This window comes from Gordonia sp. p3-SID1431 (genome assembly GCF_025143765.1).
Taxonomy (GTDB): Bacteria; Actinomycetota; Actinomycetes; order Mycobacteriales; family Mycobacteriaceae; genus Gordonia; species Gordonia hongkongensis.
Genome location: NZ_JAMBDT010000012.1, coordinates 18,703 through 36,674, shown reverse-complemented (window position 1 = coordinate 36,674; position 17,972 = coordinate 18,703). Strand labels below are relative to the sequence as shown.

Sequence of the window (17,972 nt, the reverse complement as noted above, 5' to 3'; positions counted from 1 at the left end):
GCGAGAAGGATGGGGACATGACCGGGTCATCTGATGCGCGCACCGCCGAGTTGGGGGAACGGTTGGCCGCGGTGCGTCGGCGCCTCGACGCCGCGGTCGAGGCCGCCCATCGGCCGGCGGGCTCCTGTCAGCTCCTCGTGGTCACGAAGTTCTTTCCCGCGGATGACGTCCGTCGGCTGCTGCAGCTGGGGGAGCGCGCGTTCGGCGAGTCACGCGAACCCGAGGCCGGCCGGAAGGTGGCGGAGGTGCTGGGGGACTGGGAGTCCCCGGAGCCCGGCGACGTCCCCGTCTTCGACATGATCGGTTCGGTGCAGTCCAAGAAGGCCCGGTCGGTGGCGCGGTGGGCGCGCGCGGTGCACTCCGTCGACCGCCCGAAGGTCGTCGACGCCCTGGACCGTGCCGCGGCCGCGGCACTCGACGAGGGGGAGCGCGCCGATCCGCTCGGCATCCTGCTCCAGGTCAGCCTCGACGGCGATCCGCAACGCGGCGGCGTCGTCGAAGAGGATCTCCCGGCTCTGGCCGAGCGGGTCGTCGAGGCCGATTCACTGCGGTTGCGCGGGCTCATGGTCATCGCCCCGCTGGACGGCGAACCCGGACACTGGATGGCCGAGGCCGCACGCATCCATGAGGCGTTCCGCGGGCGATTCGACGCCGCCGAACTGTCCGCGGGCATGTCCGGGGACATGGAGGAGGCGGTCGCCGCAGGCTCGACATGCGTGCGTGTCGGAACCGCGATCATGGGCGATCGGCCGCTAATCTCTCAGTAATCACATTGGTAACACCAGAACCAAGTGACACACGAAGCGCAATTAGCTCACTGACCACAGATGCACCATCCGGCACGGCAGCAACCGGCGTCGCACTACCAGAGAGGCCGTCAATGACCACGATGCAGAAGTTCAAGGCTTACTTCGGCATGGTGCCGCCCAGCGAGTACGAGGACGACTACCTCGAGGAGTCGGCCCCGCCGCTGCGGGAGCGGTCTCGTGAGCGCGCCTACCGTGACGACTACTACGGCGACTCCTCCTACGATCCCGGATACGAGCCGTCGTTCCGGGACGCCGGCTACCGAGACGAGATCGCGTACCGCGACGAGCTGTCCGACCGCCACTACGACGCCGGCTTCGACCTGGCCCCGGAGTACGCGGCGGAGTTCGCCTACGCCGGCAGTCGCGCGGTGGGCGAGGGGCCGATGCGGGCGCCCGCCCGCCTCGAACCGCTGCAGCGTTCGTCGAGCGCGGCCCTGCGCGCTGCCACCGCGCCGCGGTCGATGGGTGCCGACCCCCGCGAACTCGAGCGCGTCTTCGCCGACAGCCCGCTGCAGAAGATCACCACGCTGCGCCCGTCGGACTACAGCGAGGCCCGTACCATCGGGGAGCGTTTCCGCGACGGCAACCCGGTCATCATGGACCTCGTCGACATGAGCAACGACGACGCCAAGCGCCTCGTCGACTTCGCCGCGGGTCTTGCGTTCGCGCTGCGCGGATCGTTCGACAAGGTGGCCACCAAGGTGTTCCTGCTGTCGCCCGCCGACGTCGACGTGTCGCCCGAAGACCGCCGCAAGATCGCCGAGACGGGCTTCTACAACCACTCCTGACCGGCGTCGGGTACCTCGGTTCGCCGTCGTCCGAGATGTTCAGGCACTCTTGACCCGTGGCTGCGATTTTGTTGAGCGTCTTGTACTACATCCTGCTGATCTTCTGGTTGCTCCTCCTGGGCCGGCTGGTGGTCGAACTGGTCCGGACCTTCGCGCGTGAGTGGCGTCCCACCGGGATCGCGGTGGTCGTCATCGAGATGGTCTTCACCGTGACCGACCCCCCGATCAAGGCGCTGCGTCGCGTTCTCCCCCCGATCCCACTCGGTCCCATCCGGCTCGACCTGTCGCTCATGATCGTGATGCTCGTCGTGATCATCGGCATGAACATCGTCAACGGCCTGCGCGCCGACGCCCTGGCCGAGTCGCTCGCGATCGCCGGCCACCTCGTCCGCCCCTGATCCCCCTGCTCCCTGAGGAGCGCCCGGAGCTTGCGGAGGGCGCGTCACGAAGGGCCCGTCCCCTGCGGGCGCACCCGATCGGGCGGCGGGTACCCCGCGTTAGGCAGATGGTCTACCGTTATAGGTCATCTTCGGATGACTGTTTAATTTCAACAGCGCATCGCAGAGATGCGACCAACGGTTCGCGTGTGACAGGATTGGACGCCAGTTACAATTTTTGACTGGTATGAATAGTTAGTGACAACCTGTATCGGTCGAACGACTCACCGTCGCGCGATCCGGGTTGGACGGCCCGCCAACTGAACACAAGTTCACCACCAGACATGAGGGGAACCGACATGCGGCTGACTCCAGCTGATGTGCACAACGTCGCGTTCAGCAAACCGCCCATCGGTAAGCGCGGTTACAACGAGGACGAGGTCGATCAGTTCCTCGACTTCGTCGAAGCCGAACTCGCACGGCTGATCGAAGAGAACACCGACCTCAAGCAGCGCGTCGAGGAGCTCGAGAGCGAGCTCGCAGATGCCCGTTCCGGTGGTGGCGCCCAGGCGGACGACCGGACCCAGATGTTCGCCAAGCCCGCCGCGGCACCCGAGCCGCCCGCCCCGGCGCCGACGCCGGCACCGCAGGCGACCAACGACGACGCCAACGTGCGTGCCGCACGCGTTCTCGCGCTCGCCCAGGACACCGCGGACCGGCTCACCGGCAGCGCACGCGCCGACGCCGACGCGATGTTGTCCGACGCCCAGACGCGCGCCGACACGCTGGTCTCCGAGGCGCAGACCAAGTCCGATGCCATGCTCGCCGATGCCCGGCAGCGCTCGGAGGCGATCCTCGCCGACGCCCAGACGCGATCGGAGGCGCAGTTGCGGCAGGCACAGGAACGTGCCGATGCCCTGCAGAGCGACGCCGAGCGCAAGCACAGCGAGATCATGGGCACGATCAACCAGCAGCGCGGTGTGCTGGAAGGCCGGATCGAGCAGCTCAAGACCTTCGAGCGCGAGTACCGTACGCGTCTGAAGACCTACCTCGAATCCCAGCTCGACGAACTCCAGCAGCGTGGCAGTGCGGCGCCTGTCGAGGGCGGCCGACCCGATCAGTCGTTCTCGAACGATCCGGGTAACGGTGGATTCAGCAGCTACTCACCCAGCTGACCTGGGCGGATCGGTGCGCACTAGGCTGGTGATGTGCTGACCTTGGCGCTGGCCGCGACCCTCCTGGGGTTCGTGCTGCTCATCCTCGGTCTCATCACCGGGACCGTGTGGCTGGCCGTGGCCTGCATCGTGGTCTGTCTGGTTGGCCTCGGCTTCCTCCTGGCGGACGTGTTCGCCGGTCGCAAGGGCGAAGCGGCCCGGTCACTGGAAGACATGGTCCCGGGCGCCGGTCGCGACACCGATCCGTCGCACGACGCCGATGACGACGCTGTCACCGGGCACGACTCGGACGGCGATCGCGGCGCCGATGCACCGACGCGTCGGTACCCCGCCGCCGACACCCCCGGTGTCGGCGATTCCGAGTCCGCCGGCTATCGGCCCGGGGCCTTCGACCCCGGAATGGCCGCGCCCGCTGGTTCGGTCCCGCCGAATCGACCTGCTCCCGAGCGTCGTGAGGGCAACCTCGAGGACTATCTGCGTTCGGTCGGCGGCGACAGTCCGAGTGGTGACGGGCCGCCCCGCGGGGCCCCGCCCACCGGTGTCGATGTCGCCGGTGGTCGCGCCGGTCCGCCGCCGGGTTCCCGACCGCCCGGCGTGGGACCGCAGAGTCGCCAACCCGGTGTCGGTCAACAGTCGTGGACTCAACAGCAGGCCCGGCCGCAGCAGGGGCAATTCGGTCCTCCGCAATCCGGCCCGCCTCCGACCAGGGGCCAACGGCCTCCGGTCGGCCCGCCGTCGGCTCCGCGTCCGTTCGACCCGCAGTCCTCGGGGTGGGCCCCCGACGACGTGCCGGGCGGCGACGTCGCCGGCCCGGACGACTGGGCAACAAGTCCCGATGAGTCCGCGCCGCGTCGTCGGCGTGCGGGTTTCGATCCGCTTGATCCGAACTGGCATCCGCCGCCGGACTGAGCGCACCCGGGTAGCCGCGCACCGGTCGAGAACCCATTGGCCCGACCGGGTCGGTCGTCGCTACACTGGTTCACGCGTTGATCCGGCCATCACCGGGGAGCACCCGGAAGAACGGTGTCATCGAGTGCGGCGTCCAGTGGACGGTGCGAATGCGTGACTCCCAGTAGAACCGGGCGGGCGTGGCCCGTGACAGCCACAGGATCGTACGGTCACCGACCGTCGCGATTCGTCGAGTGGCGTCGAATCTCCGACGCAAGCGGGGTGGTACCGCGCAGACCTCCGGTGTGCGTCCCCGTGCCGATGAGACATCACCAGGCACGAGGAGACGAGCCGTGAGCGACGCGACCGACCCCACCCAGTCCGCCCCCACTGAGTCCGGGCGGGTGTATCCCAAGGTCGACATGACCGGGGGCACCGGGCGCAGCGCCCCCGACTTCCCGTCCGTGGAACAGCGGGTCCTGCAGTACTGGGACTCCGACTCGACCTTCGCCGCGTCGATCGAGAACCGGGCCGACGCCGAGGAGTTCGTCTTCTACGACGGTCCGCCGTTCGCGAACGGCCTGCCGCACTACGGTCACCTGCTGACCGGTTACGTCAAGGATGTGGTACCCCGGTACCAGACCATGCGTGGCAAGAAGGTGGACCGCCGATTCGGCTGGGACACACACGGTCTGCCCGCCGAGCTGGAGGCCGAACGCCAGCTCGGGATCACCGACAAGTCGGAGATCGAGAAGATGGGCATGGCGAAGTTCAACGAGTACTGCCGCGACTCGGTGCTGCGGTACACGGGGGAGTGGCGTGACTACGTGACCCGCCAGGCCCGCTGGGTCGACTTCGACAACGACTACAAGACACTCGATCTCGACTTCATGGAGTCGGTGATGTGGGCGTTCAAGGCGCTCTACGACAAGGGGCTCATCTACCAGGGCTATCGGGTGCTGCCCTACAGCTGGTACGAGCAGACGCCGTTGTCCAACCAGGAGTCCAAGCTCGACGATGCCTACCGGATGCGGCAGGACCCGGCGGTCACCGTCACGATGCCGCTGCGGGTGCCCGACGGTCCGCTGTCCTCCCTCGACGGAGTCAACGCGCTGATCTGGACGACGACGCCGTGGACCCTGCCGTCGAACCTCGCGATCGCGGTGAACCCCGAAGTCACCTACGTCCACGTGAAGGCCGCCGACGGCCGGGAGTACCTGCTGGCCGAGGCGCTGCTCGGTGTGTACGCGAAGGAAATCGCCGATCCGGAGGTGCTCGGCACCCACCTGGGCAAGATCTTGGAGAACCTGTCGTACACACCGCCGTTCGACTTCTTCGCCGGTCACCCGAACTCGCACCGGGTGCTGCTGGGCGACTACGTGACCACCGACAGCGGCACCGGGATCGTGCACCTCGCACCGGCTTTCGGCGAGGAGGACATGGACCTCGCGACCGCCAACGGCATCGAGGTGGTGCAACCGCTCGACCCGGGCGGACGCTTCACCGCGCAGGTCCCGCCGTACGAGGGTCTGATGGTGTTCGACGCCAACCCGGTGATCATCAAGGACCTGAAGGAAGCCGGCCGGATCCTGCGCCATGAGACCATCGAGCACTCCTACCCGCACTCCTGGCGGTCGGGCCAGCCGCTGATCTACATGGCGGTGCCGTCGTGGTTCGTCGCGGTGACGCAGTTCCGCGACCGCATGGTGGAGCTGAACAAGCAGATCACCTGGGTGCCCGAACACATCCGGGACGGGCAGTTCGGCAAGTGGCTCGAAGGCGCCCGGGACTGGAACATCAGCCGCAACCGGTACTGGGGGGCGCCACTGCCGGTCTGGGTGTCCGACGACCCGGAGTTCCCGCGCGTCGACGTCTACGGTTCGCTCGACGACCTCGAGCGCGACTTCGGGGTGCGTCCGGACAACCTGCACCGGCCGTTCATCGACGAACTCACCCGGCCCAATCCCGATGACCCGAGCGGGAAGTCGACCATGCGTCGGGTGCCCGAGGTCCTCGACTGCTGGTTCGAGTCGGGTTCGATGCCGTTCGCCCAGGTGCACTATCCGTTCGAGAACCGCGACTGGTTCGACGGTGGTGACTCCGCGCACGCCCCGGCCCACAACCCGGGCGACTTCATCGTCGAGTACAACGGGCAGACCCGTGGCTGGTTCTACACGCTGCACGTGCTGGCCACCGCGCTGTTCGACCGGCCGGCCTTCAAAACCGTTGCTGCGCACGGGATCGTGCTGGGCGACGACGGCCAGAAGATGTCGAAGTCGAAGCGCAACTACCCCGACGTCAACGAGGTCTTCGATCGCGACGGATCGGACGCGATGCGATGGTTCCTGATGGCCTCGCCGATCCTGCGCGGCGGCAACCTCGTCGTGACGGAGCGAGGCATCCGGGAAGGGGTGCGCCAGGCGCTCCTGCCGCTGTGGAACGCCTACAGCTTCCTGCAGCTCTACGCCGAGCGCCCGGCGACCTGGCGGACCGACTCGCAGCACGTGCTCGACCGCTACATCCTGGCCAAGCTGGCGACGACCCGCGACACGATGACCGCGGCACTCGACACCTACGACATCGCGGGGGCGTGCGACGCCTTCCGTGAGTTCGTCGAGTCGCTCACCAACTGGTACGTGCGTCGTTCCCGGGCACGCTTCTGGGCCGGCCAGGACGCGGACACCGACGCCTTCGACACCCTGTACACCGTGCTCGAGGTCGCCTGCCGGCTGGCCTCGCCGCTGCTCCCGCTGGCGACCGAGGCCATCTGGCGGGGTCTCACCGGGGAGCGGTCGGTGCACCTGACGGACTGGCCGACGAACGATGAGCTGCCGGCCGATGCCGACCTGGTCATGGCCATGGACCAGGTCCAGGCGGTGTGCTCGACGGCGTCGAGCGTCCGCAAGGCCAACAAGCTGCGGGTCCGACTGCCCCTGTCGGGGCTGACGGTGGCCTCGCCGACCGCGGCCGCGCTCGAGCCGTTCGTCGACCTGATCAAGGACGAGATGAACGTCAAGGACGTGACTCTGGCGACCGATGCCAGCGAGTACGGACGTCACGAGATCGCGGTCAACGCGCGTGCCGCCGGCCCCCGCTTGGGCAAGGACGTGCAGCGTGCGATCAAGGCGGTGAAGTCGGGCAACTGGACTGCGGGCGAGGGCGCCGACGGGTCCGAGGTCGTGGTCGCCGACGGCATCGAACTCCACGACGGGGAGTTCACCCGGCGGCTGGTGGCCGTCGAACCGGACTCGACCGCGGAGCTGCCGGGCGGGAACGGCCTGGTCGTCCTCGACACGGCGGTCACGCCCGAACTCGAGGCCGAGGGGTGGGCGAAGGACCGGGTTCGCGAGCTGCAGGATGCGCGCCGCACCCTGGGACTGGACGTCTCCGACCGGATCACGGTGCGACTCGTCGTACCGGCCGAACGTCTGGACTGGGCGAGGACGCACGCCGACCTGATCGCCGGCGAGGTGCTCGCGGTGCGGTTCGACGTGACCGGCGATGGTGACGCGGGCAGCATCGAACTGGGAGACGGTGTGACCGCCGACGTGGCGAAGGCGAACTGATCGCTGACACGTGCACCGCGCGGACATCCCGGCCGGGTGTCCGCGCGGTGTCGTCGTCGGTCGCGCGGGAGGTGTGATCGGACGAGACGATCTGGGACACCGATCGCAACAGTCGCACCCTGGTGGTGCTGCGCCACGTACGGTGTGGAGACTGCCGCGACCCGGCCCCGCAGGGTGAGCACACACCCGAGCGCGTCGTTCGCCGCCCGGACCATCTACGAGGGGGCAGACCCCGATGACCCGCATGGACGTGGACCCGATCCCGGCGCGATCCGCCGCGTTCGAACCGCTGTTGTTCACGGTGGCCTACGAGATCCTGGGCTCGGCGGTGGACGCCGATCATGTTGTACGACACTGCCCCTGGGATCATCCGGCGAGCGCGCCGGTGGACGCGCTCGGCCCCGGGTCGGCCCGAGCGCACTTCATCGCGCAGGTCGCCCGGCGCGCGCTCGAGACGCTCACCGCGCGTCGACGTGTTGCCGGGGACTACATCGGACCGTGGTTGCCCGATCCCATCCGGTTCGACGGCGACGTCCTCGCCGACGCGGGTCTTGCGGAGTTCGCGTCGACCGCGATGCTGCTCGTTCTGGAAGAACTCGAGCCCGCTGTGCGGACGGTATGCGTCCTGCGTGAAATCTTCGGATTCGCCGACGACACGATCGCCACGATGCTGTCCTGGACGCCCGGCGAGGTGGGGATGCTCGCGGAACGAGGCCGGTCGTTCGTCGAGCGTCGCCGCCCCCGGTTCGATCCGATGGACCGCGCCCGCGCCGCGGAGGTCGTCGAGACGTTCCTCGACGCGGCGGAGTCGGGCGACGCCGACGCCCTCATCGCCCTCATGGCACCGGAGGTGGTGCTGACCTCGGACAGCAACGGCAAGGCCACCGCGGTACGGCAGCCCATGCGCGGGGCGCCCGCGGTGATGCAGGTGCTGTCGGGGTTCGCCCGGATCGGCGCTGTGCTCGAGGACTACCGCGCCGAGTTCGTGGTCTTCAACGGTCAGCCCGGGATGATCCTCTACTTCGACGGCCGGCTGCAGACCGCGATCACCCTCCGCGTCGTCGACGACCTGATCGTCGACATCTACGTGATGCGCAACCCCGACAAGCTCGTCGGGGTCGAGCTCCGTCGGCCGGTCACCCGCTGATCCACCCACCGCGCGGAGTGCGGGACCTGTACCGGAAACCGGTACGAATACCGCACTCTGTCCGATCTCAGGCGAACAGGCCCGCCAGTGTCTGCTCGATCTGGAGCCGGAACAGCTGCTCGGGATGCGCGAAGGTGTCGGTCCCGTACTGGCCGAAGGTCTCCAGGCTGATCGCGCCGACGAGTACGGCCCACAACGTGGTGGCCGCGGCCAGGACCGCGGCGGGTGTGTCGAGGTCGAACTCGTCGCGGATCGCGTCCATGTCCGCGGCGACATCCGTTGTGGGAGAGGGTAGGTCGGCGCGTAGCAGGCCTTCGGCGTGGGCGGCCGAGCACTCGCGGAGGAGCCGCACGGGAATGCGTGTGCCGGGCCCGATGGTCCGCTCGCCGGGGGCGGAGTAGCCGGGCACCGGGCTTCCGTAGATCAGCGCCCAGCGGGATGGCTCGGCGAGAGCCCAGGTCCGCGCTGCCCCGGCCGCGGCTGCGAGTCGATCGCGCCGTCGGGAGGTGGCAATGGAATCGGCCGCGGCATCGACGGCGTCCGCGACATCGGTGTAGGCCTCCACCAGCAACATGGTCAGCAACTCGTCGCGGCTCGGGACGTACCGGTACACCGCCGAGGAGACGACGCCCAAGTCGCGCGCGATGGCGCGCAACGAGAGCCCGGCGGCGCCGTAGGTGGTCAGGTGTTCGCGTCCCAGTCGACGGATCTCGTCGGTCATCATCGCGCGGTTCTCCGCGCGGGTTCGTCCGGTGGCCATGGCGACGATCCTGCCACAAACCGAGAGCGGTGCTCTTGATTTCCCGGCGGCGTCGCTGCATACTCAACTTCGAGAGCACTGCTCTCGAAAGTGCCACCTCGACGAAAGGCCGATCATGACCGCGACCACCCACTACAAGGCCCCCAGCGGATTCGACGCCGCCTTCAACCGCGCGGTGCGCTGGCTCGCCGACCGCGGGGTCAACCTGGCCGGGGCGCAGACGCTCACCGTCGTCGGCCGGAAGACCGGCATGCCGCAGCGGGTTCCGGTCAACGTGCTGCGGCTCGACGGGGCGGAGTACCTGGTCGCCGTCCGGGGCGACACGCAGTGGGTGCGCAACGCGCGCGTGGCCGGCACGGTGGAACTCCGCCGTGGCCGACGTCGGGCCGTCGTCACCCTCACCGAAATCGACCCCGCCCTTCGGCCGCCGGTCATCCGGGAGTACCTGCGTCGCTGGGGGTGGGAGGTCGGGCGGTTCCTGCCCGCGGGCCTCGCGCTCGCCTCGTCGGACGAGGATCTCGCCGCCCACGCCGGGTTGATCCCCGTCTTCGCCGTCACCGCTGCTCACTAGACTCGGTGAGGTGTCACGCCTCGAACCCGAACCGCCGCGCCCGGTCGGTGCGGTGTCGGGGCGGGGGTCCGAACGCAGCCCGCGCTGGGTGATGCACCTCGACATGGACGCGTTCTTCGCCTCCGTCGAACAGCTCACCCGCCCGACGCTGCGCGGCCGCCCGGTACTGGTGGGCGGGTCCGGTGGGCGCGGGGTGGTCGCCGGCGCCAGCTACGAGGCACGCGTGTTCGGGGCCGGCTCGGCGATGCCGATGCACCAGGCGCGTCGGCTCATCGGGCCGACCGGCGTGGTCATCCCGCCGCGCGGATCGGTGTACAGCACGGTCAGCAAACGTGTCTTCGCCATTGTGCGCGAAGCGGTTCCGGTCATCGAGACGCTGTCGTTCGACGAGGCGTTCGGCGAGCCGGAAGAACTCGCGGGGGCGACCGTCGACGCGGCCAGCGAGTTCGCCGAGGAGCTCCGATCCCGGATCCGGAGCGAGGTCGGACTCGCCGCGTCGGTCGGGCTCGGAAGCGGCAAACAACTCGCGAAGATCGCCTCGGGGATGGCCAAACCCGATGGGGTGATGGTGATCCCACCGTCCGGCCAGCTGGAGTTCCTGCATTCGCTCCCGGTCCGCAAGCTGTGGGGCATCGGGCCCGTGTCCGGCGATCGGCTGGCGCGGCTGGGGATCGCGACCATCGGTGACCTCGCGGCGATGTCGCCGGTCGAGGTGGCCTCCGTGCTGGGCGCCACCGTCGGTCCCGCGCTGCATCGCCTTGCCCACGGCATCGACGACCGGCCGGTCGCCGAACGTGCCTCCTCGAAGCAGATCAGCGCCGAGTCCACCTTCGCCGAGGACATCGTCGAACTCGACGCGCTGCGTCCCGCCATCCGCAAGGCTGCCGCCGGCGCTCACCGCCGACTGCTCACCGACGGCCGGGGAGCGCGCACCGTCGTACTGAAACTGAAGAGATCCGACATGTCGATCCTGACGCGCTCGGCGACGACCGCGGCGGCCACCACCGACTTCGACGACCTCGAGCGGACGGCGCAGCGGCTCGCGCTCGATCCGCGTTCCATCGGGGCGATTCGCCTGGTCGGCGTCAGCTTCTCGGGGTTGACCGCGGTGCAGCAGTACGCCCTCTTCGGCGAGCTGGGCAGCGAGGGACCGGCCGATGTCGAGACCACCCACCACGACACCGCCGCAGGCCACGGTGCGGAAGAAGGGGGTCGCGCCGAGGTGGCGACGTCACCGGACCCGGCCGGGGCCGAGGCGTCGGCCGTCCAGATAGCTGACTCGGCGCCCGAACCCCCGCGGTTCGCGCCGGGAGGGAGTTCGATGCCGGTCGGCCGCTTCGGCCCCGGCGCCGACGTGACCCACCCCGACCACGGGCACGGCTGGGTTCAGGGGAGTGGACACGGGGTCGTGACCGTGCGATTCGAGACCCGCACGAGCGGGCCGGGGCGCACGCGCACGTTTCCGGTCGACGATCCGGACCTCCGTCCGGCGGATCCGCTCGACAGCCTCGAGTGGGATCTTCCCGGCGACGGTTGACCGATCGGGCACGGTATCGACCGGCCGTGACCGCCACCCGGCGGGTGCCGGTGGCAGCACTCAGTCCTGTTGTGCGACAAAGAAATCGGTGATCAATTCGAGATCGTGACCCGAGGTCAGCAGTGCGATGAGCGCCATGCGCGCCTGCGGTGCGCGCAGCCAGGGTGACACGATCGCCCCGGCCCGCCGCAGATCGACCGCGCCGCCGCCCCCGCCGTAGGTCGCGGTCACCTCGCCGTACGGGACGCGGCTGGTGACGACGACGGTCACCCCGCGCTGGACGGCGAGTGCCACCTCGGCGGTGATGTCCGGGTGGGTGTTCCCGGAGCCGGTCGCCGCGAGGACCACGCCGGCGGCGTTCTGTGCGACCGACGCGGCGATCAGTCCCGGTGACACGCCCGGGTAGAGGGTGAAGGCGTCGACGCGTGCCGGCCGGCCCACCGGTACCGGTCCGGCGAGCACCCGTCGCGGCACCGGCGGGTCGTCGGCCCGACCGGTGCCCTGCACGGTGTCGAAGGCCGCGGGGTCGGTGGTGGAGACCTTGAACAACCCGCGTGCCGGCAGGAGTCGGCCGCCCATGGCCACGAGGACTCCTCGACCGCGGGCGGTCGGGTCGTCGATCGCGGCCAGCGCGGCGGCGAGATTCGACGGCCCGTCGGCGTGTGGGGAGTCAGACGGCAGCATGGCCCCGGTGAACACGACCGGCCGCTCGTCGGCGGCATACAGGTCGGCGAGGTAGGCCGTCTCCTCCATCGTGTCGGTCCCGTGCGTGACCACCACACCGCGAACGGCGGGGTCGGCAAGCGCGTCGGCGATCGCGCGGACCACCGCGAACTGGTCGGCGACGGTCATCGCGGAACTGTCCACCGACATGAGGTCGACGGTGCGGATCGCCGACGGAGTGCGCGACGTCCCGTCGTCCCCGGCCCTGTCGGTCCCGGTGGTGATCGTCCCGGCGGCGGAGAGGAGAGCGGCCGAGCCGAGCGCCGGGATCGCGCCGTCGTCGGTGGTCTGGGCGGCGATCGTGCCTCCGGTGCTGATCAGCACGGTGACTCCGGTGGCCGCGGGCGGGGTGCCTGTCATGGTGCCCAAGGGTCACCGGAACCCTGTCGGCCCGTCAAGCGTTGCCTGCTCGGCGCCATCGGTCGGGCGGATCGTCGTCGCGTGTCGCCGGGCCACCGGGGACCCCTGGTGCCCGCCGTTTGGCATAGTGGTGTGGGCCGTCGCCGGGGGACCCCGGCACACAAGTCCGGTCGGGGCACACCCCCGGCAGACGTCCGGCATCGCGGTACGAGAGCGCCCGCCGGCGCACCCCATGCCCGAGAACACAGTGAGGGAGATCGTTGAAGTATCGGAAATTCCTGGGCGCGACCATGATCGCGGCCGCGTTGATGACCACCGTCGCGGCCTGCGGGAGTGACGACAGCGACGCGCCGCCCGCACCGACGCTCACCAGCACCGACACCGCAGCCGCGAGCGGCGACGGCTCCGAGATCACCGACGGCAGCAACCCGCCGTCGATCGCCGCCCTCAACGAGATGGTCGACCAGGCTGTCGACCCCGACATCCCGCGGGCCGAGAAGGTCGAACTGGTCGAGGGTTCGGAGAAGGACCCGGCGATCTTCGACGAGCTGGTCAAGGCGCGTGCCGAGAACTCCGACGTCGACTGGGTCCTCGTCAACCCCGTGATCAGCGCCGGCCCGAACAAGGCTCGCGTCAAGGTCCGGATCGAGACCGCGGGCAACCCCCCGACCAACGCCGAGTCGACCATCGTCTTCGACGACGGACGCTGGAAGCTCTCGAACGAGACCGTGTGCAACCTCCTCGGCCTCTACCAGGTCGAGAGCGCCATGTGCGCTCCCGCGAGCTGACCTCTCCTCGCCTCGCCACCGAGACCGGTGGTGTACGCGACGGCGCCTTCCGGCTCGTCTCTGGCACAGCATGATCCGCGGCCCCGTGTCGCCGACGCCTATCGGTGACCCGGGGCCGTCGGCGTTCAGCGCCAGGTGACGGACAGTCCGGTCCGCTGCACCAGCGGCCGGTTCGGGTCCGCACCGACCAACTCGCGAGCGCCCCGATAGGTGGCTTCGCCGGCGATGGGCAGCCCGCGGGTCAGGTCGACGGTCACCGAGCCCTGACCGGTGTAGCTGTAGCGGCTGATGGTGAGGCTGTCACTGCCGCCGGGGATCGCGAACACCGAGTTCACCGGGGTCTCGTCGGCGGTGTACTCGATGGTCAGCCGGTTGCCGTCCCATCCGGTGAGCCGTGCCTCGATGGTCTGGGTGACGGTCGCCGCGGCCGCGATCACCCGCTCGCTCCGCCACGTCGCACCCACCGCGACCGGTTCGGTCGGGAGCACGACCGCGGCGTTGAACGCCGACACCAGCGCCTGCTCGACCGCCAGTCGCGCCTCGCCGCCGGCCGGCTCCGGCGGCGCGATCCGCAGCGACACCGGCGCCAGGCCCGGACCGAGCGTGAGACCGGCTTTCGCGCCGGCCATCGCCGACAGTTCGTCGTTCAGGGTCGTGTCGGGGGATGTGACCGTGCCGAGGTCGAGTTCGAGGTCGGCGGGATCGGCGCACCCGAACCGCGCGGTCAGTGGCATCTCGACGGTCTGGGCGTCCGAGGTGCCCGGTGACGCCACCTCCGAGGTCGTCACCAGGGTCACCGACTGGGCGGTGGCGACGTCCGGCGCAGTCGTCGGCACGCGGCGCTCCCCGGTTCCCGCGTCGACGATCGTCACCGTCGCCGGTGCGATCGGGACCGGCGCCGCACCGGCGGCGCGGGACGGCGAGTCGGTGCTGCAGCCCGCCGATGTGCTCGCCGCCGGAGCGCCGGGCGTCTCGTCGGGACCCGATGCGCATCCCGCGACCAGTACGGACAGCGCGGTCACCGCCCCGATGGACGAGACGACGGACCGGAGGCGACGGGGATGCGGGGACACGGGTAGCCAGCGTATTCGACGTGTCGTGGACAATGATGCTGTGGATGACCAACCCCTGACGGATCGAGAGCACGTGGACCCGCACGACCGTGTCGAACCCGGGGCCGACCGCCGACCCGGCGACACCGACGCCGCCGCACGTCCCGGCCGCCGGGTGCCGACGGCGACGATCGTGGTGCTCGGCGTCGCGCTCGTGGTCCTGGGACTCGACCAGCTGACGAAATCGATCGCGGTCGCCGCGATCGACCCGATGCGCCCGGTGGAGATCATCGGCGACTTCGTCACGCTGCGTCTGGTCCGCAACAGCGGCGCGGCCTTCTCCATGGCCACCGGATACACCTGGGTGCTGTCGATCATCGCCCTGGTGGTCGTGCTCGTGATCATCCGCTACAGCAGCCGGCTGCGCTCCTGGTGGTGGGTGGCGGGTCTGGCCCTCGTGCTCGGCGGCGCCATCGGCAACCTGACGGACCGCATCTTCCGTGCCCCGCAACCACTTCAGGGCCATGTCGTCGACTTCGTGTCGGTGGGGTGGTGGCCGGTGTTCAACGTCGCCGACTCCGCCGTGGTGTGCGGTGCGATCCTCCTGGTCGTCCTCTCCGCGCTCGGTTTCGACTACGACGGCACCCGCACAGGCTGGGCGGCCCGTCGCGAGCAGCGCGATCCCGCCGGCACCGAGGGCGGCGCGCATGCGTGAATCGCGGTTCCTGCCGGTGCCCGACGGCCTCGACGGGATGCGCGTGGATGCCGGTGTCTCCCGGATGCTCGGGCTGTCGCGCACCGTCGTCGCCACTCTGGCCGAGGAGGGCGACGTCGTCGTGGACGGCGTGGCGGTGGGGAAGTCGCACAAACTCGCCGCGGGCACGATGCTGCACGTCACGTTGCCCGAACCAGAGGAGCCGCTGCGCGTCGAGCCGACCCCGGTCGAGGACCTCGAGGTGATCTACCACGACTCCGACATCGTCGTCGTCGACAAGCCGGTGGGTGTCGCCGCGCATCCCTCGCTGGGCTGGAGCGGCCCGACGGTCATCGGGGCCCTCGCGGCTGCGGGTTTCCGGATCTCGACCTCGGGCGCGCACGAACGGCAAGGGATCGTCCACCGTCTCGACGTCGGCACGTCGGGGGTCATGGTGGTCGCGGTGTCCGAACGGGCGTACACGTTGCTCAAGCGGGCGTTCAAACAGCGGACCGTGCACAAGGGTTACCACGCGCTCGTCCAGGGGCACCTCGATCCGCCGTCGGGAACCATCGATGCGCCGATCGGCCGCCACCGCGGCAACGACTGGAAGTTCGCGGTGACCGCGAACGGCAAACCGAGTGTCACCCACTACGACACCCTGGAGATGTTCGCGTCGGCGTCGCTGCTGGACGTTCACCTCGAAACCGGTCGCACGCACCAGATCCGGGTTCACTTCTCGGCCCTTCACCATCCGTGCTGCGGTGATCCCACGTACGGCGCCGATCCGGTGCTGGCCAAGAAGCTGGGTCTGGAACGCCAATGGCTGCACGCGCGGTCGCTCGGGTTCGCCCATCCGGCCGACGGCCGACAGGTGGAGTTCACCTCGTCATACCCCGAGGACCTGCAGCACGCGCTCGAGGTCCTGCGCGCAACCTGATGCCTCGCGCGACCAGGCCGTTCGATCGACTATTTCCGAGACACACCGCTAGATTGGGGGAGTGCTCGAGCCGGGAACCCTCGTCGCCGGGTACCGCGTCGAACGGGTACTCGGCAGCGGCGGCATGGGTGCGGTCTTCCTCGCCCGGCATCCGGAGCTGCCCCGGTACGACGCCCTGAAGGTGCTGAAGGCCTCGGCCGGGCTCACGGACAGCAACTTTCGCCGGCGGTTCCTGCGTGAGGCGGAGGTCGCGGCCACGCTCGACCACCCGAACATCGTCACCGTGTTCAACCGCGGACGTGCGAGTGTGCCGGTGGCGTCGAGGCCGGACAAGTCGGCGGAGGCCGATCTGCTCTGGATCGCCATGCAGTACGTCCCGGGAACCGACTGTGCGCGCGAACTCGCCGGACGCGGCCGCCTCGCCCCGCGTCGCGTGGTGCACATCGTGTCGGAGGTGGCGCGGGGGATCGACCACGCCAACCGGCGCGGACTGCTGCACCGCGATGTGAAACCCGCCAACATCCTGCTCGCCGAGGTCGACGATGATTCGTCGTTCGACGAGCAGCGGGTCCTGCTGACCGACTTCGGGGTCGCCAAACTGTCCGACGAGACCGAGGCGCTCACCTCGGTCGGCACGGTCCTCGCCACGCTGTCGTACGCGTCCCCGGAGCAGCTGACGGGTCGTCGACTCGATGGCCGGACCGACCAGTATTCGCTGGCGGCCACCACTTTCCACCTGCTCACCGGGCGCGTGCCCTTCGACGACCGCGACAACGGCGCCGTCATCGGAGCACATCTGAAAGAACCCGTACCGCGGGTTTCCGAGCTCGTGCCCGGACTCTCGCCCGACGCCGACGCGGTCATCGCGCGTGCGATGGCGAAGTCCCCGGACGAGCGCTTCGCCAGCTGCCGGGAGTTCGCCGACGCGCTGGCGACGGGTCTGCGGAACGTGCGGCCGAGGTCGGCCGCCGACCTCGACGCGGAGACGGTTCGCGGCCTCCCCGGTCGGATGGCCGGCGGCGCCGTCCCGGGTCCGCGCGCGCCGGACATGCCCGGACGGTCCGACCGGCCGACACCGCCGCCCGCCGGTCGCGCCGCGACCCCCGACCGACCACCCGCGGAACGTCGATCACGGCCGGGGCCGGCCGAGCCCCGCCGACCCGGGCCCGGCCGTCCCGCGGCGAACGTTGACCCGGCACATGAAGCGACGCAGCGCGCGGCCCCGGCGCGCGGCGGTCCGCCGAACGCCCCACCGGGTGCCGCCACGCCGCCCTCCGGCCCCGCGCCGGGCTCGCGGGTGCCCGGGCGCGGCCCGAGATCGAGGCCGACGACCGGTGCCGATCCGGCGGTGTGGCAGCATCCGCCGTCGAATCCGTTCCGGCAGAGCAACGACCACCTGCGGCCCGACCGGAGCCGCCTGGGCGGCGTCGGCCCGACACCGGCCGGCACCCCGCCGCGCGGCCTGGATGCCGCGGGACCCGGCGGGCTGCCCGGTCAAGGTCCCCGGGGCTGGGCCGGGCCGGCGGGTCCGACTTCATCGACGCCGTCGTCGTCGAACCGGTTGCCCATCGTGCTGGCGATCGTCGCCGCGGTGTTGCTGGTCGCGATCGTCCTCGTGTTCATGGCCCTGTGAGCGCGGTGAGCGAACCGGCTCCGCTACCACAGCTGTCCCATCCGTCACGACGCGGAGTGGGAGCCCGGCGGTGTCGGTGCACGCGCCTAGAGTGGACCCGGACTCGGACCCGCCCGACCGCCTTCGGGCGCACTCTCCCGGGTGCCGATGACCGCCGACCGAAC

General features: G+C 70.0%; 16 protein-coding genes. 13 read left to right on the top strand and 3 right to left on the bottom strand.

Going from position 1 to position 17,972, the window contains the following annotated elements; all coding sequences use genetic code 11:
• Nucleotides 1-17 precede the first annotated feature (17 nt).
• The 7 genes from M4D77_RS05275 to M4D77_RS05245 all read left to right on the top strand — a co-directional run bounded on the left by M4D77_RS05275 (nt 18) and on the right by M4D77_RS05245 (nt 8,750).
• A complete protein-coding gene (locus M4D77_RS05275; protein WP_259935689.1) occupies nt 18-767 on the top strand; it encodes a YggS family pyridoxal phosphate-dependent enzyme in 750 nt (249 codons plus the stop codon).
• Between the two features lie 113 nt (nt 768-880).
• Nucleotides 881-1,597, top strand: coding sequence for a cell division protein SepF (locus M4D77_RS05270; RefSeq protein ID WP_065632303.1), 717 nt, complete (start codon nt 881-883; stop codon nt 1,595-1,597).
• Between the two features lie 56 nt (nt 1,598-1,653).
• Nucleotides 1,654-1,995 (top strand): YggT family protein, encoded by a 342-nt coding sequence (locus M4D77_RS05265; RefSeq protein WP_065632304.1) that lies wholly within the window; start codon nt 1,654-1,656, stop codon nt 1,993-1,995.
• A 338-nt stretch (nt 1,996-2,333) separates the two neighbouring features.
• On the top strand, nt 2,334-3,149 hold the full coding sequence (locus M4D77_RS05260) for a DivIVA domain-containing protein (RefSeq protein WP_259935701.1): 816 nt from the start codon (nt 2,334-2,336) through the stop codon (nt 3,147-3,149).
• Nucleotides 3,150-3,182: 33 nt separating this feature from the next.
• The gene (locus tag M4D77_RS05255; RefSeq protein ID WP_259935688.1) at nt 3,183-4,058 is read left to right on the top strand and encodes a hypothetical protein; all 876 of its coding nucleotides are present in this window, start codon (nt 3,183-3,185) and stop codon (nt 4,056-4,058) included.
• A gap of 332 nt (nt 4,059-4,390) precedes the next feature.
• A complete protein-coding gene (ileS, locus tag M4D77_RS05250; protein WP_259935687.1) occupies nt 4,391-7,603 on the top strand; it encodes an isoleucine--tRNA ligase in 3,213 nt (1,070 codons plus the stop codon).
• A 235-nt stretch (nt 7,604-7,838) separates the two neighbouring features.
• On the top strand, nt 7,839-8,750 hold the full coding sequence (locus M4D77_RS05245) for an RNA polymerase subunit sigma-24 (protein ID WP_259935686.1): 912 nt from the start codon (nt 7,839-7,841) through the stop codon (nt 8,748-8,750).
• 67 nt (nt 8,751-8,817) lie between these two features.
• Here the strand turns inward: M4D77_RS05245 and M4D77_RS05240 are convergent, their stop codons facing one another.
• Entirely contained in the window at nt 8,818-9,510 is a 693-nt protein-coding gene (locus tag M4D77_RS05240) for a TetR/AcrR family transcriptional regulator (protein WP_259935685.1), read from the bottom strand.
• A gap of 115 nt (nt 9,511-9,625) precedes the next feature.
• Here M4D77_RS05240 and M4D77_RS05235 point away from each other — a divergent pair, with 115 nt between their 5' ends.
• Entirely contained in the window at nt 9,626-10,081 is a 456-nt protein-coding gene (locus tag M4D77_RS05235; RefSeq protein ID WP_065632311.1) for a nitroreductase/quinone reductase family protein, read from the top strand.
• A 91-nt stretch (nt 10,082-10,172) separates the two neighbouring features.
• Entirely contained in the window at nt 10,173-11,618 is a 1,446-nt protein-coding gene (locus M4D77_RS05230; protein ID WP_396266532.1) for a DNA polymerase IV, read from the top strand.
• A 60-nt stretch (nt 11,619-11,678) separates the two neighbouring features.
• Here the strand turns inward: M4D77_RS05230 and M4D77_RS05225 are convergent, their stop codons facing one another.
• The gene (locus tag M4D77_RS05225) at nt 11,679-12,701 is read right to left on the bottom strand and encodes an asparaginase (protein ID WP_068970580.1); all 1,023 of its coding nucleotides are present in this window, start codon (nt 12,699-12,701) and stop codon (nt 11,679-11,681) included.
• A gap of 308 nt (nt 12,702-13,009) precedes the next feature.
• On the opposite strand from M4D77_RS05225, the gene M4D77_RS05220 reads away from it, so the two are divergent.
• Entirely contained in the window at nt 13,010-13,489 is a 480-nt protein-coding gene (locus M4D77_RS05220) for a hypothetical protein (protein WP_189340060.1), read from the top strand.
• Nucleotides 13,490-13,614: 125 nt separating this feature from the next.
• Here the strand turns inward: M4D77_RS05220 and M4D77_RS05215 are convergent, their stop codons facing one another.
• Nucleotides 13,615-14,562, bottom strand: coding sequence for a hypothetical protein (locus tag M4D77_RS05215; RefSeq protein ID WP_068970582.1), 948 nt, complete (start codon nt 14,560-14,562; stop codon nt 13,615-13,617).
• A 40-nt stretch (nt 14,563-14,602) separates the two neighbouring features.
• Here M4D77_RS05215 and lspA point away from each other — a divergent pair, with 40 nt between their 5' ends.
• From lspA to M4D77_RS05200, 3 genes are all read left to right on the top strand, one after another.
• A complete protein-coding gene (gene lspA, locus M4D77_RS05210; protein WP_259935683.1) occupies nt 14,603-15,256 on the top strand; it encodes a signal peptidase II in 654 nt (217 codons plus the stop codon).
• Nucleotides 15,249-16,175: an RluA family pseudouridine synthase gene (locus tag M4D77_RS05205; RefSeq protein ID WP_055476137.1), complete on the top strand. Its 927-nt coding sequence runs from the start codon at nt 15,249-15,251 to the stop codon at nt 16,173-16,175. Before lspA ends, M4D77_RS05205 begins: the two co-directional genes overlap by 8 nt.
• 61 nt (nt 16,176-16,236) lie before the next feature.
• Nucleotides 16,237-17,808 carry a serine/threonine-protein kinase gene (locus M4D77_RS05200; protein WP_055476138.1) on the top strand — a complete coding sequence of 524 codons (1,572 nt, stop codon included), beginning with the start codon at nt 16,237-16,239 and terminating at the stop codon, nt 17,806-17,808.
• Nucleotides 17,809-17,972 lie beyond the last annotated feature (164 nt).

Bases quoted from the DNA above. Each gene is read 5' to 3' on its own strand.
- M4D77_RS05275 (WP_259935689.1), top strand. From the start codon at position 18: ATGACCGGGTCATCTGATGCGCGCACCGCCGAGTTGGGGGAACGGTTG.
- M4D77_RS05270 (WP_065632303.1), top strand. From the start codon at position 881: ATGACCACGATGCAGAAGTTCAAGGCTTACTTCGGCATGGTGCCGCCC.
- M4D77_RS05260 (WP_259935701.1), top strand. From the start codon at position 2,334: ATGCGGCTGACTCCAGCTGATGTGCACAACGTCGCGTTCAGCAAACCG.
- M4D77_RS05245 (WP_259935686.1), top strand. From the start codon at position 7,839: ATGACCCGCATGGACGTGGACCCGATCCCGGCGCGATCCGCCGCGTTC.
- M4D77_RS05240 (WP_259935685.1), bottom strand. From the start codon at position 9,510: ATGGCCACCGGACGAACCCGCGCGGAGAACCGCGCGATGATGACCGAC.
- M4D77_RS05235 (WP_065632311.1), top strand. From the start codon at position 9,626: ATGACCGCGACCACCCACTACAAGGCCCCCAGCGGATTCGACGCCGCC.
- M4D77_RS05230 (WP_396266532.1), top strand. From the start codon at position 10,173: ATGCACCTCGACATGGACGCGTTCTTCGCCTCCGTCGAACAGCTCACC.
- M4D77_RS05225 (WP_068970580.1), bottom strand. From the start codon at position 12,701: ATGACAGGCACCCCGCCCGCGGCCACCGGAGTCACCGTGCTGATCAGC.
- M4D77_RS05220 (WP_189340060.1), top strand. From the start codon at position 13,010: ATGACCACCGTCGCGGCCTGCGGGAGTGACGACAGCGACGCGCCGCCC.
- M4D77_RS05205 (WP_055476137.1), top strand. From the start codon at position 15,249: ATGCGTGAATCGCGGTTCCTGCCGGTGCCCGACGGCCTCGACGGGATG.